The organism is Ornithinimicrobium sp., assembly GCF_030537745.1.
GTDB lineage: Bacteria > Actinomycetota > Actinomycetes > Actinomycetales > Dermatophilaceae > Ornithinicoccus.
In genome coordinates, this window is sequence record NZ_JAUNVI010000016.1 from 1 (window position 1) to 23000 (window position 23000).

The 23000-nt window shown below is 68.9% G+C and carries 18 protein-coding genes and 1 pseudogene; 3 read left to right on the plus strand and 16 right to left on the minus strand.

Features of this window, described 5'->3' with window-relative positions; all coding sequences use genetic code 11:
* Together Q4P07_RS05315 and Q4P07_RS05320 are read right to left on the minus strand one after the other, a co-directional pair.
* A pseudogene (locus Q4P07_RS05315) lies at positions 1-695 on the minus strand (hypothetical protein); the annotation flags it as partial.
* The gene (locus Q4P07_RS05320) at positions 692-1393 is read right to left on the minus strand and encodes a hypothetical protein (RefSeq protein WP_303373860.1); all 702 of its coding nucleotides are present in this window, start codon (positions 1391-1393) and stop codon (positions 692-694) included. The gene Q4P07_RS05320 and the pseudogene Q4P07_RS05315, both read right to left, overlap by 4 nt.
* A gap of 165 nt (positions 1394-1558) precedes the next feature.
* Here Q4P07_RS05320 and Q4P07_RS05325 point away from each other — a divergent pair, with 165 nt between their 5' ends.
* Positions 1559-1792 (plus strand): helix-turn-helix domain-containing protein, encoded by a 234-nt coding sequence (locus Q4P07_RS05325; RefSeq protein WP_303373861.1) that lies wholly within the window; start codon positions 1559-1561, stop codon positions 1790-1792.
* A gap of 9 nt (positions 1793-1801) precedes the next feature.
* Here Q4P07_RS05325 and Q4P07_RS05330 read toward each other — a convergent pair whose 3' ends face one another.
* On the minus strand, positions 1802-2365 hold the full coding sequence (locus Q4P07_RS05330) for a hypothetical protein (RefSeq protein ID WP_303373862.1): 564 nt from the start codon (positions 2363-2365) through the stop codon (positions 1802-1804).
* A gap of 149 nt (positions 2366-2514) precedes the next feature.
* Here Q4P07_RS05330 and Q4P07_RS05335 point away from each other — a divergent pair, with 149 nt between their 5' ends.
* Positions 2515-3303, plus strand: a complete 789-nt coding sequence (locus Q4P07_RS05335; protein WP_303373863.1) for a LysM peptidoglycan-binding domain-containing protein — start codon at positions 2515-2517, stop codon at positions 3301-3303.
* On the plus strand, positions 3300-3812 hold the full coding sequence (locus Q4P07_RS05340; protein WP_303373864.1) for an Rv3235 family protein: 513 nt from the start codon (positions 3300-3302) through the stop codon (positions 3810-3812). Before Q4P07_RS05335 ends, Q4P07_RS05340 begins: the two co-directional genes overlap by 4 nt.
* A gap of 4 nt (positions 3813-3816) precedes the next feature.
* On the opposite strand, the gene secA is transcribed toward Q4P07_RS05340, so the two are convergent.
* The 13 genes from secA to Q4P07_RS05405 all read right to left on the minus strand — a co-directional run bounded on the left by secA (position 3817) and on the right by Q4P07_RS05405 (position 22994).
* Positions 3817-6522 carry a preprotein translocase subunit SecA gene (gene secA, locus Q4P07_RS05345; protein ID WP_303373865.1) on the minus strand — a complete coding sequence of 902 codons (2706 nt, stop codon included), beginning with the start codon at positions 6520-6522 and terminating at the stop codon, positions 3817-3819.
* A 94-nt stretch (positions 6523-6616) separates the two neighbouring features.
* Positions 6617-9286: an ExeM/NucH family extracellular endonuclease gene (locus Q4P07_RS05350; protein ID WP_303373866.1), complete on the minus strand. Its 2670-nt coding sequence runs from the start codon at positions 9284-9286 to the stop codon at positions 6617-6619.
* Between the two features lie 105 nt (positions 9287-9391).
* Complete coding sequence (locus Q4P07_RS05355; RefSeq protein WP_303373867.1) at positions 9392-10606, minus strand: winged helix-turn-helix domain-containing protein; 1215 nt, start codon at positions 10604-10606, stop codon at positions 9392-9394.
* A 114-nt stretch (positions 10607-10720) separates the two neighbouring features.
* A complete protein-coding gene (raiA, locus tag Q4P07_RS05360; protein WP_303373868.1) occupies positions 10721-11401 on the minus strand; it encodes a ribosome-associated translation inhibitor RaiA in 681 nt (226 codons plus the stop codon).
* A gap of 108 nt (positions 11402-11509) precedes the next feature.
* Complete coding sequence (locus tag Q4P07_RS05365; RefSeq protein WP_303373869.1) at positions 11510-12259, minus strand: ComF family protein; 750 nt, start codon at positions 12257-12259, stop codon at positions 11510-11512.
* Between the two features lie 71 nt (positions 12260-12330).
* Positions 12331-14139, minus strand: a complete 1809-nt coding sequence (locus Q4P07_RS05370; RefSeq protein ID WP_303373870.1) for an LpqB family beta-propeller domain-containing protein — start codon at positions 14137-14139, stop codon at positions 12331-12333.
* On the minus strand, positions 14136-15863 hold the full coding sequence (gene mtrB, locus Q4P07_RS05375; RefSeq protein ID WP_303373871.1) for an MtrAB system histidine kinase MtrB: 1728 nt from the start codon (positions 15861-15863) through the stop codon (positions 14136-14138). Before mtrB ends, Q4P07_RS05370 begins: the two co-directional genes overlap by 4 nt.
* A complete protein-coding gene (gene mtrA, locus Q4P07_RS05380) occupies positions 15835-16512 on the minus strand; it encodes an MtrAB system response regulator MtrA (protein ID WP_303373872.1) in 678 nt (225 codons plus the stop codon). Before mtrA ends, mtrB begins: the two co-directional genes overlap by 29 nt.
* 22 nt (positions 16513-16534) lie before the next feature.
* Positions 16535-18016 carry an adenosylhomocysteinase gene (ahcY, locus tag Q4P07_RS05385; protein WP_303373873.1) on the minus strand — a complete coding sequence of 494 codons (1482 nt, stop codon included), beginning with the start codon at positions 18014-18016 and terminating at the stop codon, positions 16535-16537.
* A 26-nt stretch (positions 18017-18042) separates the two neighbouring features.
* The gene (locus tag Q4P07_RS05390) at positions 18043-19470 is read right to left on the minus strand and encodes a mycothione reductase (RefSeq protein ID WP_303373874.1); all 1428 of its coding nucleotides are present in this window, start codon (positions 19468-19470) and stop codon (positions 18043-18045) included.
* 10 nt (positions 19471-19480) lie between these two features.
* Positions 19481-20725 carry a kynureninase gene (locus Q4P07_RS05395; protein WP_303373875.1) on the minus strand — a complete coding sequence of 415 codons (1245 nt, stop codon included), beginning with the start codon at positions 20723-20725 and terminating at the stop codon, positions 19481-19483.
* Entirely contained in the window at positions 20722-21642 is a 921-nt protein-coding gene (locus Q4P07_RS05400) for a tryptophan 2,3-dioxygenase (RefSeq protein WP_303373898.1), read from the minus strand. Before Q4P07_RS05400 ends, Q4P07_RS05395 begins: the two co-directional genes overlap by 4 nt.
* A 65-nt stretch (positions 21643-21707) precedes the next feature.
* Complete coding sequence (locus tag Q4P07_RS05405) at positions 21708-22994, minus strand: SIS domain-containing protein (protein WP_303373876.1); 1287 nt, start codon at positions 22992-22994, stop codon at positions 21708-21710.
* Positions 22995-23000 lie beyond the last annotated feature (6 nt).

The following is a 23000-nucleotide window of genomic DNA, read 5'->3' on the forward strand; positions in this document are numbered from 1 at the left end:
TCGCGCTCATACTCGCCGCCCTTGTGCACGGCGCCCTTGTGTTCGACGTGCTTGGGTTCGACGTGCTCGCCCTCGCCGCCCTCCGTCTCAGGCTCTCGGCCGCCTCCGACCGCATCGACGAGGGAGCCAGCGGCGCGAGAGTCAGCGTCGAGGGAGCTACCGCCCCGGTCCCAGCGATGACCAGCCGTGCCGCCAGCGTCCTCGGTCGCACCACCAGGTGCCCGGGCTTCCTTCCCGGCTCGGGCCTGACCAGCCTGCGGTTGGTCGGGAGCCGACGCCCTCTCCGTGCCGTCACCGCGCCCTCCCATGGTCGAGGCCGGTGTCGCCCGCTCAGGCCTGGAGCCATCGAGCAACTCCACGAGCGCGACGTCGAGCTCTGCGGGGGTCGCATCCGCGGGGAGGACCACCCGCAGCCCCCAGCGGCGCAGCGTGCGCGCGGCTGCCGCGTCATCGGGTGGATGGACACCGAGGACCTCCACGGCATAGCCGCGCAGGGTGTCGATCACGCTGCGGTCCAGCCGACGCAGGTCGGAGGACACCACGGCGACCCGGCCGAGCCCGGCCGCCGCGACGCCGAGCAGTTCGGCCACGTCAGCGCACCGGCGTGCGACGTGCACGCTCCGGGAGCGCGCCAGGGCTCCCGCGAGGTCCGCCTCCCAGCGGGGCGCGATCGCCGAGATGAGCGGCTCGGTCACCGGTCGCTCGCGACCGGGTTGCTGGCCCGGGGCGCGGGCACCAGCGTCACGCGGGCACCCTGATCCACGGCGCCGATGACGGCACCGACCTGATCGGCGGGCACCACGACCTGCACGCTGCTGCGGCCAAGTCCCGAGCCCAACCCCTTGCCCTGAGCAGGCACGGAGTCGATGACGGCCCCGGCCAAGAGGCGGACCGGGTCTTGGTAGGCCTCCCCCACGGCGCCGGGATCGCGTCGGCTGATCCACACGTCGACGACCGCACCAGCGACCAATGACCGGGCGGCGACCATGTCCACCGGCACGCTGACCGTCTTGTCCAGCGCCTGGCGCGCCGAGCCGAGCGCTCCCGCGGGCACGAGCTCACCCGCGGCCACTCCGCGGATCAGATAGGTCCCCGGCTGGATCGGGGCCGAGCCGTCGACATACCGCGCGAGTTCCTCCCCCATGCGCACGTCGACGGTCAGGACGTCCCCTGAGGTGACCGGTTGACCTGGCAGCAGGTCACTGGCTGCGGCATACACCGGGGTCGTGTCGTCGAAGGCCGAGACCAGCCGGATCCCGCCGGCCACGGAAAGCAGCACCAGCAACAGCCCCAGCACGAGCCGAAGGTCTCGCCAGCTGGGGCGCTCCAGCCTGCGCGCCGGGCGCGGCGTCCCGGTCTGCTCCCTGCCGGCGCGCAACGTCGCAGTGCCCATACTTACCTCTTCGTCGTCGTGTCGCTGGTCAAGACCAGGTGCTCGCGAACTGCCAAAATAGCGCGCGACCTCCCCATCCCGACCATCTTGTCCACAGGCATGGTCAAGAGTGGGCCAGAGTTTCGTAAAATCCTGGTCAAGAGTTCCTCGAAAGGAGCACGACCCGTGCCCGGACCCCGTTTTCTCACCCTGACCGATGTCGCCGAGACGCTGAATGTGTCCCTCTCCCAGGTCCAGTCACTGGTCCGCACCGGCGACCTGCGGGGAGTCAAGCTCGGCGGCCGGGGCGTCTGGCGGGTGGAGGATGTCGAGCTGGAGGCCTACATCAGCCGGATGTACACCCAGACGCAGGAGTCGATCCGGCAGCCCAGCAGGCCCGATGCCGACGTCGAGATCTAAAGTCGAGCTCTAGATCCGGCGCACCGCTGCGAGCGCCGAGTAGGGCACGCTGAGCATCCCCCTCACAGCATCGGTGCGGCGAGGTTCGTCACCCGGATGTCGGGCGAGGTCGAGATGGTCGGCGAGGACGCGGTCAATCGTGCCGCTGACCTGGTCGCCGTCCCGGTCGTGGATCCGCACGGGCGCCCGGTCGCGGCTCAGAGCCCGGAGCGCATGCCGCAGCCCAAATCTGCGACTGACCGCGCTGGGTCGGGCATCAGCGGCGCGGCGCAGGCCCTCGACTGCGTAGACCGCAGGCAAGGGAATGAGCAGCTCCCGACCCCGCGCGGCGGTAGAGCTGGCGAGCTCGGTCAGGAGCCAGTCGGTGCCGACGTCGAGGAGGCGCACCTGCACCCAGCCGAGCCCACTGACCTTGAGGCGTGTGGAGCCGTCCACCGCACTCACCAGCCGGTGCGCGAGCTCGATCTGTCCACGCTCGGCCCGGGTGTGCTCGACCACCTCTGCGGCAAGCTCCGCGCGCTCCAGCACGTCCAACTGCGCCTCGAGGTCGGCGAAGAGTCTGTCCCAGCGCATCGCCCCATCGTGCCAGCCTCGCGCACCGACCAGGGAGTCTGTCCACAGCTTGCCGCCATGACTTGTCAAAGACTCCCCTATCGACTTAAGGTGAGGCAAACGTACGCAAACGTAGGCAATACGACACAAGATCGCACGGAGGGGACGAGATGACGAGGCAACGCACCTACGCCATGAGCCTGGGCGGTGCAGGGGCGGTAGCGACCGCGAGCCTCGCCGGCGCGCTGGCCAGCCACACCTGGAGCCGCTGGCCGGGGACCGGCCCGGTCGCCGTCGCTGAGGGCATCGGGCTGGTGGCAACCGTGGTCGCGGCGGCGTTGTCGGCCTGGGTGGCCTTCGTCCTCATGGCCGCCACCCTCTCGCTGCTGCGTCAGAGGACGGCCCCCCACGATTCCGCGACCGACGGCCGCCACCTCATCAGCAGGGTGGCGACCGGGCTGCTGGCCGCGGCAGCCCTCGGGTTGAGCCCCTCGGCGGCCTCCTCCTGCGCACCAACGCTGGTGTCGGCATCGGTGACGCCGTCCGCGCTCACTTCGAGCCCAGCGGCAATGACCTCAGCCACGACCATGGCAGCGCTGCTCGATCTGAGCACGGACTCACCTGGCAACGACCCCCGCACCACGGCAGCAAGCAGCCGCGAGGCTGACCTGCCCGCACCCGGTTGGACGCCGACCCCATCTGCTCCCTCACCCCGGCCCACGGGTGAGGTCTGGTTGGTGAGCTCGCCACCCGAGCGCGCGGCGGTGTCTGACGTGGTGGTGCGTCGCGGTGACACCCTCTGGGGCATCGCTGCGCATCACCTCGGCGCGGACGCGACCGACCAGGACGTGGCGCAGGAGTGGCCGCGCTGGTATGCCGCCAATCGCAACGTCATCGGGTCCGACCCCGATCTGATCTTCCCCGGCCAACGGCTGGTCACTCCCGGAGCGCAGCGATGAAGGGGCGCCCGACGGTGCTGCGCCTCCTGCCAGCACCAGAGACAGAGCTGCCCGCCTCCGGACCGGACTGGGGCGAGGCGGGCAGCAGGCGCCAGCAGCGTTACGTCCAGGGCAGCCTCGCGGTCGACTTCCGCGCCGACGGCTTTGACCCGGTCTTCGGACCCCAGTCGACGTCGACCGTCGACCTCCCGGACGCTCGGCCCTGGGCACAGCGCATGGTGCAGGCGGTCCTGGAGACCTACCACGGCACCCGGTCGGCGGACCAGCTCATCAGGTGGGTCGTCCCCGAGATCCGCGAACGCGCGCACCGGAGGGGTCAGCTGGCGCGGCGCCGCGGCCGACGGACCCATCGGCCTCCGGTGCTGCGCACTTTGCGCACCTGCGCGCCAGCCGACGGGGTGGTCGAAGTGTCCGCCGTCGTCTGGGTCGACGGACGTATCCGAGCCCTGGCTTTCCGGATGAGCGGGGTCGACGGGCGCTGGCTCATCACCGCCTGGGAGCTCGGGTAAGGGCTCAGCTCCTGCGGTTGGCCTTCCGACGCTGGGCGCGGTTGCCGCTGCCCTCTGGCGTGCTGTCGTTGTCGTCGGTCATGGCGTCGGTGGCCTGCTCCGACATACTGCCGTCGGTGCGGACCGGGCGGACCTCCGCCGACCCGTCCTCGCTGGGCGCGACGAAGGTGAGCTGCTCCTGCGGGTGCTCCGGCTCGGGCTCCGCGGCCTTGATCTCCGCATGGAAGAGGAAACGGACGGACTCCTCCTTGATGCCCTCCATGACGGCCTGGAACAACTGATAGCCCTCTCGCTGATACTCCACGAGCGGCTCACGCTGGGCCATCGCACGCAGGCCGATGCCCTCCTTGAGGTAGTCCATCTCGTAGAGGTGCTCCCGCCACTTGCGGTCCAGGACCTGAAGGACGATACGGCGTTCGACGTCACGCATCAGATCCTGACCGACGGCCTCCTCGCGTTGGTCGTAGGCGTGCTGCGCGTCCGAGGTCAGCTCCTCAACGAGGAACGCTGGGGTGACCGCGCTCCGGTCGCCCGCGACCTCGACCATCTCCTCGATCGAGATCTGGATCGGGTAGATCTGTCCGAGGTCGTTCCAGAGCGACTCCAGGTCCAGGCTCTCAGCCGCCTCGGAGATCGGGGTGCTGTTGACGTAGTCGGTCACCACGTCGTTGATGAAGATCCGCACCTGCTCCTGGATGTCCTCACCTTCAAGGACCCGGCGACGCTCGCCGTAGATCACCTCACGTTGGCGATTGAGCACATCGTCGTACTTGAGGACGTTCTTTCGGGTCTCGAAGTGCTGCGCCTCGACCTGGGACTGGGCGCTGGCGATGGAGCGCGAGACCATCTTCGACTCGATCGGTATGTCGTCGCTCAGGCCAGTGGTCGCCATCACCCGGTCGACCATGGCGGCGTTGAACATCCGCATCAGATCGTCCTGGAGGGACAGATAGAAACGACTCTCTCCGGGGTCGCCCTGACGACCGGCACGACCCCGCAGCTGGTTGTCGATACGTCGCGATTCGTGCCGCTCGGTGCCCAACACGTACAGCCCGCCCAGCGCAGTGACTTCGTCATGCTCGGACTCGACCGACTTCTCGGCTTGGGCGAGCGTGCGGTCCCAGGCCTCCTCATACTCATCAGGCGTCTCGATGGGGTCCAGGCCCTGAGCCTTGAGCGCCGCGACCGCTCTGAACTCCGGGCTGCCTCCCAACATGATGTCGGTGCCCCGGCCGGCCATGTTGGTGGCGACCGTGACGGCACCCTTGCGGCCCGCCTCCGCCACGATCGAGGCCTCGCGCTCATGGTGCTTGGCATTGAGCACCTCGTGCTTCACGCTCTTGCGTCGCAACGCCTCCGAGATGAGCTCTGACTTGGCGACGCTGGTGGTGCCGACCAGGACCGGCTGACCCACCTCGTAGCGAGAGGCGATGTCGTCGACGAGCGCGTCGTACTTAGCCTCTTCGGTGCGGTAGACCAGGTCGGCCTGGTCGGCGCGAATCATCGGCATGTTGGTGGGGATGGAGAGCACACCGACCTTGTAGATCTGGTGCAGCTCGGCGGCCTCGGTCTGCGCCGTGCCGGTCATGCCGGCGAGCTTGTCGTACATGCGGAAGTAGTTCTGCAAGGTGACGGTGGCCAGGGTCTGGTTCTCGTTCTTGATGTCCACCCCCTCCTTGGCCTCGATCGCCTGGTGCATGCCCTCGTTGTAGCGACGTCCCGGCAGGATGCGGCCGGTGTGCTCGTCCACGATCATGACCTGACCGTCCATGACGACGTAATCCTTGTCGCGGTCGAACAGCTCTTTAGCCTTGATCGCGTTGTTGAGGTAGCCGATGAGCGGGGTGTTGGCGGACTCATAGAGGTTGTCGATGCCGAGGTAGTCCTCGATCTTCTCGATGCCGCTCTCCAGGACACCGACCGTCTTCTTCTTCTCATCGACCTCGTAGTCACCCAAGCCGTCCTCGCCACGGTCCAGGTGCCGGACCAACTTGCTGAACTCGGTGTACCACTTGGTGGCCTGGTCGGCCGGGCCGGAGATGATCAGCGGCGTGCGAGCCTCGTCGATCAGGATCGAGTCGACCTCATCGACGATGGCGTAGTGGTGTCCACGCTGCACGAGGTCCATCATCGACCACGCCATGTTGTCGCGGAGGTAGTCGAAGCCGAACTCGTTGTTGGTGCCGTAGGTGATGTCGAGGTTGTACTGCTCGCGTCTCTGCGCGGGGGTCATCGAGGACAGGATGCAGCCGGTCTGCAGCCCCAAGGCCCGGTGCACGCGGCCCATCAGCTCGGACTGGTACTGCGCAAGGTAGTCGTTGGTCGTGATGACGTGGACGCCCTTGCCCGTCAGCGCGTTGAGGTAGGAGGGCAGGGTGGCCACCAGGGTCTTGCCCTCACCGGTACGCATCTCTGCGACGTTGCCCTGGTGCAGGGCCACGCCGCCCATGATCTGGACGTCGAAGTGCCGTTTACCGATCGTCCGCTTGGACGCCTCGCGGACGGCCGCGAAGGCCTCCGGCATGATCTGCTCCAGCGTCTGACCGTCGGCCAGCCGAGCCCGGAACTTGTCCGTCTCCTCACGGAGCTCGGCGTCGGTCAGCCCGGCGAAGTCGCCCTCCAGGGCGTTGACCTGCTTGGCCACGGTCTCCAGGCGACGCAGCGCAGTCTTCTCACCGGCGCGGAGGATCTTCTCGAAGAGGTTTGCCACCCACCTAGGCTAACCGCCCCAGACGGGCAGATCGCGCCGCAGGGCTGGCGTGGCCCACGTTGGCGCGCCGCCGCCGGATGGCTGAGCGAGGCGATCACCCCTTGCTGACCGTGACACTCACCGAAGTGACGGTGGTGTTGCCCGCCGCGTCAGTGGCCTCGTAGGTGATCGTGTAGACCGCGCCCTTGACCGCCTTGACCCGGAACTGCGAGTCCGAGACGACCTTGATCGCGGCCTTGCCGTTGACGCCGCGCTTAGTGACGACCGCTCCCACGAGGGTGACCGCGGGAGCCGCGCCGGAGTCGTCGCTGGCGGTCACCACCGTGTTGACGGTGACCCACTTGTTGTTGGGTGGCCAGATCGAGGAGGGAGAGGCGATGACCTCCAGCTGCGGGGCGACCGTGTCTGCCAGGTCGAGCCCGATGAGCACCGGGTCGTGGTCGCTGGAGCGGAAGGCGTCGGGCGCATAGAGGGCATCCTGGGCGGCCGGCTTGAAGCTCATGTCGTAGTCGAGGACGCTCGGCTCGTCGGCATTGATCGCCCATCCTTGCGTGCCGGTGACCCGGGGCGCGAGGGACTGGCTGGCCATCGCGTAGTCGAGGTAACCGAGCATTCCGTCGAAGACGTAGGAGTAGGCGTACTCACCCTGGAAGGCGTGCATCAGGTCGGTGTAGCCGTCCGCCTTGAGCGCGTCAATCGGGTCCTCCTTGTCGTAGGAGTTGAGGTCACCGATGATCAGCGCGTGGTCCGTGCCGCTCCCCGTCGGGTCTGCGTTTGCCCAGTCGCCCAAGGCATCGGCCGCTTCGGTGCGCACACCGTTGCAGTTGCCCTGGCCGTTGGGGTCCTGCGGGTCACCGGCCGCGTCGCACCCAGACCCCTTGGACTTGAGGTGGTTGACGATGACCGTCACCACTCCGCCGTTGACGTTGTCCTCGAAGGTCTGCGCGAGGGCAGGCCGGTTGAAGTCGTCGAGGAAGCGTTCGTCCACCGAGGAGTCGAGCACGGCGTGCTCGCCGACGGGGGTCACCTGGGCCGGCTGGTAGATAAAGGCGGTGGTGATCACGTCAGTGCCGACCGGGCCGGTCGAGACGAAAGCCCACCTCTGTGCACCGGCGGCCGTGTTGAGCGCCGCGACCAGGTTGCCGACTGCTACGTCACCGTTGTTCTCGATCTCGATCAGACCGGTCACGTCGGCATCCATCGCGTTGATGGCCGCGACGATCTTGTCCTGTTGACGAACAAACTCTTTTTGGGTGTCCGCGCCACGGGCCGTGGAATCCTGCGAGGGGAGGGTGGTGAAGTAGTTGAGGACGTTGAAGGAGGCCACGGTCGTGCTGCCACCCACGTCAGGCACGCCGGGACGCGCATTCTTCACCTCGTAGTCCGCGCCCTGCGTGGGCTGGATCTTCCAGGCGTTGTTGCGGTAGTCCAGGATGCCGGTGAGGTCGCCAACGGTGTCGCCCCCGCGGAAGAGGTTGTCCAACCCGAACTGGCCACCATTGGGGTGGCGCAGGGTCGACGGGTTCTGCCTCTTCATGCCGTCATCGAGGGTGATCCGGTGGGAGAGGTTGAAGGTTGCGAGCGCCTGCGCCTGCGTCGAACCGGGCTCGAAGACGGCGGTCGGCTGGTGCTGACGCGGGGTCTGGTCCCCGACCCCCAGCACGATCTCGCCATACCGGCCGTAGTTGAAGTATTCGAGGATAGCCAACTCCTGCTCGAAGGTGACCAGCATTCCCTCATGGACCTCAGGGTCCGCAAGGGGCAGGGCCAGTTGGGCCGCCGCGGGCAGAGGTGCATCGCTCGCGACCACCTCCAGGGTGGTCAGCGACAACTGCGTCATGCCGTAGAACTCGGCGACGTTGCCGCCCACCCTCACCTGGTCGCCCACGGCAACCTCTGCACCCGACGGGGCGAAGACGAAGATGCCGTCGGAGGTGGCCGAGTCGCCGTCGCCGGCGTCCTGGACGTAGTAGCCGTCGAGGGAGTCAATCTGCTGGAAGTCGCCGACGACGACGCCCTCGATGCACACGACCGCACCGACCATCGGGCTTGCCGCGCCGCTGCCCTGCACGGCCCCGATCGACGTCACCGTCTCGCAGACATCGGTGGGGTCCGGATCCGGGTCCGGGACCGTCAGGTCACCGGCGACGCAGTCCGAGCGGTGCGTGCCGAGCCCGTCGAAGGAATCCTTGGCGAAGCCCTCCCACTGCGCCGACGGCTCGAAGACATCATCGGGCACGGTGTCGCCCCCACACACGCTGGCCAACCTGCGCAAGGTGGTGTCGACCGTGGAGACCGGAGGAGTCCCCCACCGGGTGCCGGGGTCGACACCGACCTGGCCGATCGAGTCGACGACGGCACTCCCGTTGCGCAAGGTCAGGGCGTCGTCGCCGTTGAAGAGCCCGCTAGCGGTCGTGACATCCGCGACGGTGAGGATCTGGGATGCTGCGGCGGTGTGCGCCACGACGTAGACGTCGCTCGGCTCGAGTGTGCCGCTGAGCGGGAGCGTGAAACCGGCCTTGGCTGCGCCATTGCTGAACAACTGGATCGAGTAGGTCGACAGGTCGATCGCTGCCGCTGTCCCGTTGTAGATCTCTAACGCCTTGTTGTCGGACGAGCCCTCGACGTATTCGCTGAAGATCAGGTCGTGGGCTGTCGGCGGTCCGTCGGCTGCGGTCGCCAGGGCGGGAGTCAGCAGGCTGGCCAGGAGCGCGAACGCCCCGACCGCCGCGACGCCTACCCGGCTTCGGGGTGCGCGGGTCATAGGGATCGGTCTTTCTCTTCTTCGCCGTTGAAGGGGACCTTGTGACCATAGGCCTTGACGGGCGGCTCCTGCGCTGATTCGAGGCGACCGGGCCCGATCCACCGGTCACGGTTTGGCAAAGTCGAGCGAGGAGAGCCCGAGCCACCCCGCCATCGACTCCAGCTGAGCCACGAGCGCTGGCAGCGCGGCGACCGAGTCCGTGCCGTCCTCCCAGTGCACCGCCTGGACCCGAAGGACGCCACCGGGCCGGTCGGCCTTGAGGTCGACGCGACCGACCAGCTCTTCCTCCAGCAGGAAGGGCAGGACGTAGTAACCGTGGACCCGCAACGGCGCCGGCACGTAGATCTCCAAGCGATAGCGCATCCCCCACAGCGCCTCCGTCCTTGCCCGTTGCCAGACCAGAGAGTCAAACGGGCTCAGCAACGCGGCACCGGGCACCCCTCGTGGCGCTCGCGCCCCAGGGTCGCGCCAGATCGGCCGATCCCACCCGCGCACTCGAACCGGCTCGGCCTGACCGCGCTCCTGAAGCTGGCGCAGCGCCATCTCCACGCGCGGGCCGCGGATCCGGAAGTAGTCGCCGAGGCAGGCGCGGGTGCCCAGGCCGTGGGCCACCAGCGCCAGCCGGACGAGCTCGGTCACCGCATCCTGCGGGTCTGCGTCCCGGGCCGCGTCCCGCGCCGCCACCAGGTGCGCCGGCAGCACCGCGGCAGGGACGGCATACCGACGCTCGAACGACGCGGTCCGCCCGGCAGAGGTGATGTCCCCTGCCCAGAAGAGGAACTCTAAGCACTGTTTGACCGCGGACCAGTTCCACCCCCAGTCGCGGCCCGAGCGGTCGGCGCCGTGGGGCAGGCGTGCTTCGACGGCACGCGAGGTGAGCGGGCCGTGCTCGGCGACCACCTCCAGCACTGCCGTGAGCAGACCGGGGTGCGCGGTGGTGACCGACCTGCTCCACGCCCGCTCGCGGGCGGCCTCCATCCGGAAGGTGAGCAACGGCCAGGTCCTCGGCGGGATGAGGGACGCCTCGTGCGCCCAGTACTCGACCAGTCGCCGGTCCGCTCCAGAACCGTCACGGGCGAGGTCGAGCAGGGCTGAGTCATAGGGACCGAGCCGGGCAAAGAACGGGAGGTACTGGCTGCGGGAAAGCACATTGACGCTGTCGATCTGCACGCATTGCACCCGATCGATCACTCGCCTCACCTGGCGCATCGTCGAGGCGCCCGACGCGGGGCGACGGTCGGTGAAGCCCTGCGCGGCCAGGGCCGTGCGCCGAGCCTGCGGGAGGCTGATCGTGGGCAGCCGGGTGCGGACAGGAGTCATCACACAACACTCTGCCAAAGGTCACGCTCAGCCGCAGGCCCGCCACCCTGGAGCGGGTGGCGGGCCCGGGTGCGCCCTACAGGCGCAGATGCCCTGGTCGCGGGCGGCCGCGACTCAGGAGGCGACGGCGTCGGCGTCCTCGACGTGGTCGTCAGGGGCGTCGGCGTCCAGGTCGAGCCGCAGCACGCCGTAGGACCAGCCGCGACGTCGATAGACGACGCTGGGCTGATCAGTGTCGATGTCGTGGAACAAGAAGAACGCGTGCCCCACGAGCTCCATCCGGGACAGGGCCTGGCCAACCGTCATCGGACTGGACGGGTGGACCTTGACACGCACCTCGATGGGGCTGTTGCCCTTGGTGTCGAGGTCGGCGTGCAGCGCGTCCTCGCTCGAGGGTGCTGGCGCCTCCTTCTCGGTGGGTGGCTCGATCGGGTGGGTAGGCAGCCCGAAGGTCGCCTCTGAGACCGAGGGCAGCCGGTGCTTGCCGGAGTGGCTGACGCGGCGCTTGTCACCCATCCGACGGAGGCGTTCGCTGAGCTTGCTCATGGCCAGATCAAGAGCGGCGTAGTCGTCACCAGCAGCGGCCTCGGCACGCACGACCGTGCGGGCGACGTAGCAGGTGATCTCGCAGCGTTCGGCCTCTTTGACGAGCCTCGGGTTGGCCTCCGAAGTCAGCACGACCTCGACGCGCCGCACCCGCGGCGCCAGTTGCGGGATCTTGCTGAGCTTTTCCTCCAGGTGCCGGCGAAAACGCTCGCTGACGTCCTTCTTGCGACCAGTAACCGTGACTTCCATTTGGTCCTCCATGCAGTAAGCGGGGATGTGGCTATGGCGTCGACTACGGCGCCTCTATCGTCGGCCTCACCCCTCTTCTGCACGCGAGAGAAGCTCCATGAACTCACCCTAGTCGGCAACCTGGGGTTGCGGTAGCGCACCCCGACCGCGGCGTCGAGTCGCCGCCAGAGTCACTGCGATCACGGGTCCGAAACCGGCTTGCCGGAGCGCTCTCGCGCACTCGGCAAGGGTCGCTCCGGTAGTGACGACGTCGTCCACCACAACGCAGGGTCGGCCGGCCATCGCACGCGCCGCCCGGGGATCCACCGCGACCGCTCCGGAGAGGTTGGCGGCTCGGGCAAGCGCAGTCAGCCCCGCCTGGTCCGACACCCTTCGTCGCAGACGCAAAGCCCCGCTCACGCGGCACACCGAGGCTGGTAGGTCGTGCACGCTCGCCTTGGTCAGGGCTGCCACGCGGTGCTCGCCGCGGGCCCGGGTCCCGGAGCGCGCGGAGGGTGCCGGGAGCAGCCAGAGAGGGCCACCCGCACGCAGGTGGTCACGATGCGGCGCTGAGGCGGACAGCGCCGTCGCCAGGATCTCGCGCAGCACGGGCGCGAAGACAGCCGTCAGGTCAGCCCTTCCCTGATCCTTCCAGGCGACGATCGCGAGGCGGACGTGGTCGGCATACGGGGGCCCCGACCACGTCGGCGGCATCCCTGCCGGCCGCGGCGTCGGCGACCAGGGGCCGGGGGCGGGCGTGCGGAGCTCTGCACCACACGCCGGGCACCACCTTTGGCCCCGGCGGCCGCACCCGGCACAAGAGGTGGGCGCCACCAGCTCGACGAGGGACACGACGTCTTCCCACGGCTGCCACGACATACCCTCAGCCTGTGCGACGGCGCCGGGACGGCGGCGCGTTCGTCCACAGGCCGCGACCGAACGGCAATCCTTTAGGTGCCCGGGATGATGAGCTCGTCCCCGTTGCGGGCGTCCGCCCAGCCCCGCGTGCCCTCTCGGACGTGAAAACGGCCGTCTTCGGTGCGCAGGACCGGGGAGTAGCCCTCGCCGGTCGGCACCGCGAAGATATCGACCAGACCAGCCTGCTCGCCCAACGGGCCGAGCCACCCGCCGAGGGGGACTCGGAACGCCAGCATCCGCGGGTCCCCAGCGCGTTGACCGGTGGCCACCAGCTCGGTCGTCGAGGCCCAGCGCGCCGAGGCCACGTGGACGAGGGTCGGCGCGACATTCACCGGCTCGTCCAGGCCGACCGGCTGACCGTCGGAGCCGCGCACGATGCCGGCCATCAGGAGTTTTTCCTTTCCGGTGTCCTGGTTGCTGCCGACCACGAGCAGCGCCCGGGAGCCGTCCGGAGACACCCGGAAGACGCGGATGATGTCCTCCTTGTCCAGAGTGGGGACGTCCAGCGGCTTGGCGACTGCCTTGATCTGCTCATCGTCGACGAACCACACCCGAGGCAGCCCCTTGCCTCGCGAGACACCAGCGACCCAGAGCAGGCCGTGCGGATCGTAGGACGGGTCGGTGAGCGCATCGCCGATGCCGGTGTTGATCTCCGTGGCGTCATCGTGCCAGCGCCACAGCTCGGTGCGGTTGACCGAGACGGCGGCCAGGCTGGCGAGATCCGCGGAGGCGGCGACCCCGGTCCACGTGCTGTCCAGCTGCGGCAAGTCGACGTCACGGGACTGTGCCGAGGGCAGGTTGCGCAGGTCGTACCACTGCGGATCGATCACTTTGAACTTGTCCCCGACCCGCAGCAGGGCCCGGTTGACGTCCCGGACCACGTCCCGATAACCCAGGTCGGTCCCCAGCGTCACCGGGCCGTCATCGCCCGTGTCGACACTGCGACCGGAGACGCGCAGGTCGACCGCGGCGACCCCGTTGAGGGCGAGCAGCGCGTGGCCGAGCTGGGCACGCAGCATCCCCACCCGGTCGGTGTTCTCACCCAGCCCAGGGCCTTCCAGGTTGATCGTGGCGACCAGGCTCTCTGGGTCGACCGGCACCGCGCCCACCGCCAGATGGGTGTCCGGGCTGGAGCCGGTGGTCACCGCACCGTCCAGATAGGAGGGGATGGGAGCGAGCTGGGCACGGGCCAGCGACGTGGGGCGTCCCTCCCCGTGCGGCAACCAACGCACGTCCGGGACGAACACCTTGAGTTGGGTATTGAGGTAGTAGACGGTCGAGGGTCGGAACGCCGTCTCCAGGTCTTGGGAGGTGAGCCAGAGCCCGAAGCCCTCCGGGAACTCACTGATCCGCCACTGTCCCTCTACCCGGGTCAGGTCGAAGGACTGGGTCGTGACCGTGCCGGCCGGCTGCTCTGTGAGACGCCCACGCTCATCGATCCAGCCCTTCACCTGGGCGGTGACGGAGACGATCCCTGGCTCGGTGGAGACCATCTGCGGGCTGCCCTCCAGCACGAGCACCTTGCTGGTCGGCACCCAGCCACGGGCCAGTTGAGGGGTGAGGTAGTCGCGAGCAACGTCATTAGCCTCGGCGAAACCGACGTTGGAGCGTAGGAAGCCGGTGACGATCGCCGTCACGCTGGCCCCAGGCTGCGGGCGCGGCAGCAGTCGTTGGACGTCCTGCCTGGGCTGGACCTCGACCGGCAACCCTGCCTGGGGCATCGGATCGGTGGGCAGCGAGCCGGTGCAGCCGGCCAGCGTGAGCACCGCCGTGAGTGCCACTGCGATCGTGGACCGGCGCCACCCGGCGCGCTGCCGTGTCAGGGACCGATAGGTGCTCATGTCTGCTTCTCCCTGGTCGCGAGGGCAAGGACGACTGCGGGGACCTCGTTGTCGACCTCCGGCTGGCCCGCCCGGTGGAGCGGCACCTCTGGTGGAGGCTCGGCGATCACCAGGTGCTCCTCGCGTGGCAGGACGAGCCGGAAGCACGCACCGTGCCCCGGCTCACTGCTCACCTGGAGCCACCCGCCGTGAACGCGGGCGTCCTCGGTCGCGATGGCCAGGCCGAGCCCGGTCCCGCCCGTGGTCCGCTGCCGGGACGGGTCTGCCCGCCAGAAGCGGTCAAAGACGTGGCTGCGCTGCTCGGGGTCGAGCCCGATGCCCTGGTCGCGGACAGAGACCGCGACCACGTGCTCGGTGGCCGCCAGGGTCACGGTGACCGGCCGGCCCTCCCCGTGCTCGAGGCCGTTGTTGAGCAGGTTGCGCAGCACCCTGCTGATCAGTCGCCCGTCCATCATCACGGTCACTGGCCCAGGCTCCTTGGGCAAGCGCACGATGATCGACGTCTGCAGTTGCGCCGCGAGCGTCTGCACCCCCGCGACGGTGTCACGGATGAGGGTGACGATGTCCTCCCGATGACGCTCCACGGTCGCCGCGCCGGAGTCGAAGCGGCTGATCTCGAGCAGCTCGCCGAGGAGGTCCTCGAAGCGGTCCACCTCCTGCTGGAGCAGCTCGGCCGATCGAGCGACCGGCTCTGGGAAGTCTCCCCGAGAGGCGTGGAGCACCTCACCGGCCATGCGGATCGTGGTCAACGGGGTCCGGAGCTCATGAGAGACGTCGGAGACGAAGCGCTGCTGCAACTGCGACAGGGAGCGCAACTCCCGGATCTGCGCCTGGATCGAGTCGGCCATCGTGTTGAAGGAAGTGGCCAGCTGGGCCAACTCGTCCGTGCCGCGCACGGGAAGCCTCTCGCTGAGGTGTCCGCGCGCCAGCTGTTGGGAGACCGCGGCCGCGCGCGCGACCGGCCGGGTCACCATCCGGGTCGCCACCCACCCCAGTCCACCGACCAGCAGGCCGAGCCCAAGCCCGGCCGCGACGAAGAGCTGCCGCAGGAGGTCGAGGGTGTCCTCCTCCCGCAGGAGCGGGTAGACCAGGACCAGGTCGTAGGGGCCGGCGCGCAGCAGGCTCACCCGGGATCCGACGACGACTGAGGTGACCGGCTGGTCTCGCCCCCCGAGACTCACCGGAACCACGATCACCTGCTGGTTCTCCGGGTCTGCCGCGATGGCCTGCTGCAGCGCGGCCGGGAGATCGGCAGCGCTCACCCCGACCGCGATCGTCCCCACGATCCCGCCACGGTCGTTGCCCAGCGCCGGGACCAGCAGCACCTGACGCCCGTTCTCCGGGCTGGTCCCAGCCATCGAGCGCACTTGATCGTCGGCCGTCAACGACAGTCCCGAGTCGTCCCGCTGATCGGTCGCGTCGAAGGCTTCCTGAGCGAGGGCAACCTGCTGGGCCGCGTCTCGCTGAGCGCTGTCGACCCCCTGTGCCACCAGACCGTTGGCGACCTGTTGGTAGAGAAGAGACCCGAGCAGGACACCGAGCCCGAGGCCGAGGAGCACGGTGGTGGTGATGACGCGCCGGCGCAGGGAACCCCGCCACCAGCGCAGCGGCGCCGGCAGCTCTGGTGCGTGCCCGGCGGCTACGGACCCGGCGCCCCCCGAGGACGACGAGCCCGAGGCGGCCAGGATCACCGGGTCATTGGTGACCGGCCTTGTAACCGACACCACGGACCGTCACCACGACCTGGGGGTTCTCGGGGTCCTTCTCGATCTTGGAACGGAGCCGCTGCACGTGCACGTTGACCAGCCGGGTGTCGCCAGCGTGCCGGTAGCCCCATACCTGCTCCAGCAGCGACTCCCGGTCGAAGACCTGGCTCGGTTTGCTGGCCAGCGCGACGAGCAGGTCGAACTCGAGAGGGGTCAGCGAGATGACCTCTCCCCCGCGAGTCACCTCGTGCCCGGCCACGTCGATGACCACGTCGCCGACCTGGAGACGACCGTCGCCGCCGGTGTCGACCCGGCGAAGGCGGGCCCGGATGCGGGCCAGCAGCTCCTGCGGCTTGAAAGGCTTGACGACGTAGTCATCGGCACCGGCCTCGAGCCCGACCACGACGTCCCGGGTGTCGGTGCGGGCGGTGAGCATGACGATCGGGACGCCCGACTCGAGCCGCAGCGCCCGCGCGACCTCGATGCCGTCCAGGGTGGGCAGCATGACGTCCAGGAGCACCAGGTCGGGGCGCAGCTCACGAAACATCGGCAAGGCGCGGCCACCATCGCCACAGGTCGCGACGACATAACCCTCCTTGCGGAGCACGATGCCGAGCATCTCGGCAAGCGCCTGGTCGTCATCGACGACGAGGATGCTGGCGGTCACGGGGCCTCCTGAGCGTCCTTGTTCAGTAGCGGTAGAAGTCCGGCTTATAGGGGCCGGCCACGTCCACACCGAGGTACTCGGCCTGCTCCTTGGAGAGCTCGGTCAACTCCGCCGCGACCGACTCGAGGTGCAGTCGCGCAACCTCTTCGTCGAGTGCCTTGGGCAGGGTGTGCACCCCCACAGGGTAGGCGTCAGGACGGGTAAAGAGCTCGATCTGCGCCAGCACCTGGTTGGCGAAGCTGGTCGACATCACGAAACTGGGGTGACCGGTGGCATTGCCGAGGTTGAGCAACCGACCCTCGGAGAGCACGATGATCGACCGTTTCGAGCCGGATGCGGCCCCCGCACCCGTTGGCAGCGTCCACTCGTGCACCTGTGGTTTGATCTCGGTGCGGACCACGCCCGGCACTCGGGCCAGACCCGCCAGGTCGATCTCGTTGTCGAAGTGGCCGATGTTGCCGACGATCGCCTTGTCCTTCAGGCTCAGCAGGTGATCGGCAGTGACGACGTCCTTGCAGCCGGTCGCCGTGATGACGAAGTCAGCCTGGCCGACCACGTCGTCGAGGCGAGCAACCTGATAGCCCTCCATCGCGGCCTGCAGTGCGCAGATCGGGTCGATCTCGGTCACGATGACGCGGGCGCCCTGACCGCGCAGGGCTTCGGCACAGCCCTTGCCGACGTCGCCGAAGCCGCAGACGACGGCGACCTTGCCGCCGATCAGGACGTCGGTGGCGCGGTTGAGACCGTCGATGAGGCTGTGCCGGCAGCCATAGGTGTTGTCGAACTTGGACTTGGTCACCGAGTCGTTGACGTTGATGGCCGGGAAGAGCAGGCCACCAGCCTCCGCTAGCTGGTAGAGGCGGTGCACGCCGGTCGTCGTCTCCTCGCTCACGCCCCGCAGTCCCTCGGAGACCTGGGTGAACCGGTCCGGGTGCTGCGCCAGCCCTGCCCGAACCGTCTCCAGGAAGACCTTCCACTCCTGCGTGTCTTCCGGCTCCGGGCTGGGCACGGCGCCCTGCTGCTCCCACTCTCGGCCGTTCAGGACAAGCATGGTGGCGTCGCCGCCGTCGTCGAGGATCATGGTCGGCCCCTCCCCAGGCCACTGCATGATCTGGGTGGTGCACCACCAGTACTCCTCCAGCGACTCACCCTTCCAGGCGAACACCGGCACCCCCTGCGGGTCCTCGGGCGTGCCGTTCGGGCCGACCGCGACCGCAGCCGCGGCCTCATCCTGGGTGGAGAAGATGTTGCACGAGGCCCAGCGCACCTGCGCACCCAGGGCTACCAGGGTCTCGATGAGCACCGCCGTCTGCACAGTCATGTGCAACGATCCCGCGATCCGCGCCCCGGCCAGCGGTTGCGCTCCCGCGAAGCGCTCGCGCAGGGTCATCAGGCCGGGCATCTCGTACTCCGCCAGCCGGATCTGGTGGCGTCCCTGCTCGGCCAAGGAAAGGTCGGCGACCTTGAAGTCGTGCAGGCGATCGGAAGTCGCGACGTCAGACATGCGCCTCATGGTACGTGTCGGTGGGGTCAGACCTCGTCCTCGTCCGGCACCTCCAGTCCCAGCAGCGCATTCTCCAGCACCTCCGACAGGGCAGGGTGGATCCAGTACTGACCTCGAGCCAGCTCATGAGGGAGGACGGGGTGCGGCATCAGGCTCAGCGCCTGAATCACCGGCTGGATCAGGCTGGACGCCTGCGGGCCCATGACGTGGGCGCCCAGCAGCGCACCAGTACGCCGGTCCGCGACCACCTTGAACAGGCCCGTCGTGTCCTCCATCGCCCAGCCGTAGGCCGTGTCGCCGTACTTCTGCACCTTGGTGGTGACCGCATACCCCTGCGCGTGCGCCTCTTCCTCGCTCAGACCCACCGTGGCCACCTGCGGCTGGCTGAAGAAGGCGGCCGGGACGTAGCGGTGATCCGCAGCGCGCAGGTCCTCGGGGTGCGCGAGGTTGTGGGCCACGATCCTCGCCTCGTGGTTGGCGACGTGCTTGAGCTGCCAAGGCGAGCTGGCGTCGCCCAGTGCCCACACGCCGGGGGCCTGCGTCCGGCCGCGCTCGTCGACGACGACCCGCCCATCCTCATGCACGCGCACCGCCGTGTGCTCCAGGCCCAGCCGGTCGCTGTTGGGCTGCCGACCGGTGGCGACCAGCAGCAGCTCACCGGTCACCGTCGTCCCGTCCGGCAGGTCGAGCTCGACACCGTCACCTCCCGCGCGCACCGCCTCGGGCGCGGCGTCGGTATGCAGATCCCACTGCTCGCTGGCCAGGTCGGTGAAGGCCTTCGCGATCTCCTCATCGATGCCTCGCAGCATGTGGACGGAACGGGACAGGATGCTGACCCGGACGCCGAGCGCAGAGAAGATGTGCGCGAACTCCGCGGCGATGACGCCCCCGCCGACGATGACCATGCTCGTGGGCAGCTCGTCCATCCGCATGACCGTGTCGGAGGTGTGGAAGGGCACCCCGGCATCGAGCACGACCTGCGGCACCTTAGGGCGCGAGCCCGTCGCGATGACCACCTGGTCCGCCGTGATCCGATGGATGGACCCGACCTCGTGCCGGCCACCGGGCCGGGTGATCTCGATCTCGAGGGCGCGGTCGCCGACGAACTCGCCGTGCCCCAGGAACACCTCCGTGTGCTCGGAGTTGACCCGGTAGTCACGACCGCCTGCGCTGATCGGGTCGATGCGATCGAAGATCCGGTCCCGGATGTCGCGCCAGCGCACCCCATCGAGACTTGCGTCGATGCCGAAGCGGCCAGCCGACCGGATCGTGTCGGCGACCTGTGCGGCATACACGAACATCTTGGTCGGGATGCAGCCGACGTTGAGGCAGGTGCCGCCAAAGACGCCCTCGTCCACGATAGCGACGCGTCGGTCCTGCAAATCCGGGGTGAGGAGGCTGTTGCCCGAGCCGCTGCCAAGGATCACGAGGTCAAAGTGGGTGCTGGTGCTCATCCACCGAACGCTAGTGCCTGGCCAACTCCTCCCGGACCACGGCCAGCCCGTCCCACACCTCGGCGAACGTCGTCGACAGCGGCGAGAGCCCGATCCGCAGGCCGTCGGGGCGCCGGAAATCGGGGATCACACCACGTCGCCACAGCCGGTGCACGATCTCGTCGAAGCCCTCGTGCCGCAGCGTGAGGTGGCCCCCTCGACGCAGGTGCTCCCGAGGGCTGGCGACCTGCACACCGAGGTCGGCCGGCCACGACTCGACGATCGCCCAGGCCAGGTCGGTCAGACGCAGCGACTTCGCGCGGACCGCCTTGATCCCGGCCTCCGCGAGCAGTTGCACACCCAGGCGGACGGGCACCATGGAGATGATCGGCGGGGTCCCGCTGACCAGCGAGCGGACGCCCGCCTCGGGTCGATAGCCCTGCTCCATGAGGAAGGGGTCACGCCGTCCCATCCAGCCCTGGATCGGCTGGCTCAGGGTGGGTATGCCGTGTAGCCGGCCGGCGAGGTAGGCGTGCGCGGGCGCGCCTGGGCCGCCGTTCAGGTATTTGTAGGCGCAGCCGACCGCGGCGTCCCAGCCCCACGCGTCGGCACAGATCGGGATCGACCCGACCGAGTGCGAGGTGTCCCACAGCACCATTGCGCCGGCCCGGTGGACGACTTTGGTGATGGTCTGCGCATCGGCGATCCACGCGGAACGGTAGGAGACGTGGGAGAGCAGGACGACAGCGGTGCGCGGTCCCACGACGTCGGCGACCTGCTGGGTCGTCACGCCCGTGGCCGTGTCGGTCTCGATCCAGCGCAACGTCATCCCGCGCTCTGCTGCAACGCCTTCGGCCACATAGCGGTCCGTCGGGAAGTTGTCGGTGTCGACCACGATCTCGGTCCGCCGCGGGTCCATCAGCAACTGGTGATCGGCGAGCGCCCGCAGGAGCTTGTAGAGGAGCACGGTCGTGGAGTCCGCCACGACTGTCTGTCCGCACGCCGCGCCCAGCGCCGTCTTGCCGACGAGGTCACCCAGCTCTTCTGGCCACCTCATCCACGACTCGTCCCACCGGCGGATCAGCCGGGTGCCCCACTCTCCGCGGACGAAGTTGGCCAACGCCTCGGGCGTGCCGGCCACCGGTCGACCCAGTGAGTTGCCGTCGAAATAGGCGACGACGCCCTCGGCCTTCTCGAAGCGGCTGGTGAACGCACCGAGCGGGTCTGCGGCGTCCAGCGCAAGGGCGTCGGCGCGCGTAGGGCTCACGGTGCTCATGCGCCCTCTCCCCCGTGGTAGCCCTGCGCCGTGACGTCCTGGATCCGGCTGCGTACGTCATACAACTCAGGAAAGAAGGTCAGGTCGAGCGCACGTCGCAGGAAGGGGACGCCCGAACTGCCTCCCGTGCCCCGCTTGGAGCCGATGATGCGCTCCACGGTCTTGAGGTGCCGGAATCGCCATACCTGGAAGTTGTCCTCGACGTCGACCAACTCTTCGGCGATCTCGTACTCCAGCCAGTGCTCCAGAGGAGCGTCGTAGATGGCGGCGAAGACGTCGACGACGCCCTGGTTGCCCTCGTAGGGCGCGGTGACGTCACGCTCGAGAACCTCCTTTGGCACCGGATGGCCGGCACGCGCGAGGAAGCGGAGCACCTCGTCGTAGAGGCTCGGCTCGTGCAGCAGCCGCTCCAAGTGCGCGTGCACCTCTGGGTCGTGGGCGAAGACGCGGAGCATGTCGGGGTTCTTGTTGCCGAGGGAAAACTCGACGGCGCGGTACTGCCAGGACTGGAATCCGGAACCGGTCGCGAGGAAGCTGCGGAACTGCGCGTACTCGCTAGGGGTGAGGGTGGCCAGCACCGTCCACTGGTCGGTGAGGCAGTGCTGGATGTGCTTGATCCTGGCGATCCGCTTGAGCGCGGGGTGGATCTGGTCGGAGGCGATCAGGGCCCGGGCCGAGTCCAGCTCGTGCAGCATCAGCTTGAGCCAGAGCTCAGAGGTGTGGTGCTGGATGATGAACAGCATCTCGTCGTGGCGCGGGGGCACGGCGCGGGGGTGCTGGGCGGAGAGCAGGGTCGGCAGGTCGAGGTACTGCGAGTAGGAGAGGTTCTTGCCGAAATCGCGCTCGATCCCCGCCTCCACATCGCGGATCGCCCGGCCGTGGCCAGTGATGGTGTCGGTCTCATCGTCGTGCTGCATGGCGTCGTTGCTCACGTCTGCGAGTCTCCCACGTCCACCCCTCCGCGGCAGGAGCGACCGCCCGGTCAGCGGGTGCGGTCGCGCAGGTCTGCCACGTGCGGACTGATCGAAGGGTCGAGACCGAGCCCGATCGCCAGATAGGTCGCGGTGAAGTCGACCATCGCGATGTGGTCCGCGAGTCGCACGACGGGGGCACCCGCGCCAGCGCGCACCTCCATCACCTTGACCCCCGCCTCCCGCGCGGTGGTCAGCACGGCCTCGACGACAGACTCCGCCCGGATCGTCTCGGGGCTGGGAGTCTGCGCCGGCGCGTCCCTCAGCATGAGCAGCCCCAGCTGCGGTGACCTCGGACCCTCGCGGTAGGGATCAGCAAAGACCTCCCGGCCGCCGTCGGGGTCGTGGGGCCGCTCCAGCAGCTCGCCGTCCGGCTCGTCGAAGTGGTGCGGCTCCCAGCCGCTGGTGTCGATGTCGCCGAGCCGGATGCGCGAATCGTCGTAGGTGCCGGCCCGGCGCCCACCAATGGAGGTGTAGGGGCCGTCGAAGCACGCCACGATGGTGCTCGCCGCGTCCGGCAGCTCACCGTAGGGCGCGGGGATGCGGGCAGTCCGGGCGAGCATCGCGCTGGCCCGGGCGGCGGCGACCCCGCCCAGCGGGCCATCCCCAAGGACGACCGGAACGGTCTCGGCAAGCTGGACGGCGAGCAGCTTGGCCGGGTTGACGAACGCGGCGGAGGAGGGTCGCAGCTCCGCGGCTCGCTCGTCGAGGCGGTCTGCGACCTGCTCCAGCACCGCGTCAGTGGCCGGCAGCAACCCCAGCCGAGCAGCTCCGACCAGGACCGGGGTGAGCAATGTCCACAGCGACGTCCGCGAACTCGCCCGAGCGGTCTGGCCGATGCCGACGTGGATCCCCCTGGCGCGACGGCATACCTCCGCCAGCGGTGAGTCGTCCGCTCCGACGGTCAGGAGCGAGGCGCCGCGACGCGCGGCTTCGGCCGCCACCGCGAGCGGCCCGGGGGCACGACCGGACAGCGAGACGGCGACCACGAGGTCCATCGGTCCGACCCAGCCGGGCATCGGCAGGTTGCGACGGGCCTGCACCGGCACCGGTGAGCCGGGCTCGGCCAGCAGCTCCAGCACGTCTGCCACGATCGAGGACCCTCCGACCGCTGCCACCAGCACCGAACGGGGGCGGTCCTGATCGGCGAGGCGGTCGATGCCGGCCTCGGCGCCCAGGGTGAGCGCCTCCCGGACCTGCGCGCCGCTGGTCGCGAGCGCCCGGAGCGTCCCCTGAGAGTCCTTGCGAGTCAGTTCGTCCGGGTCGTCGAGCAGCGCGTCGTCGATGTAGGGCGCCACGGCAGC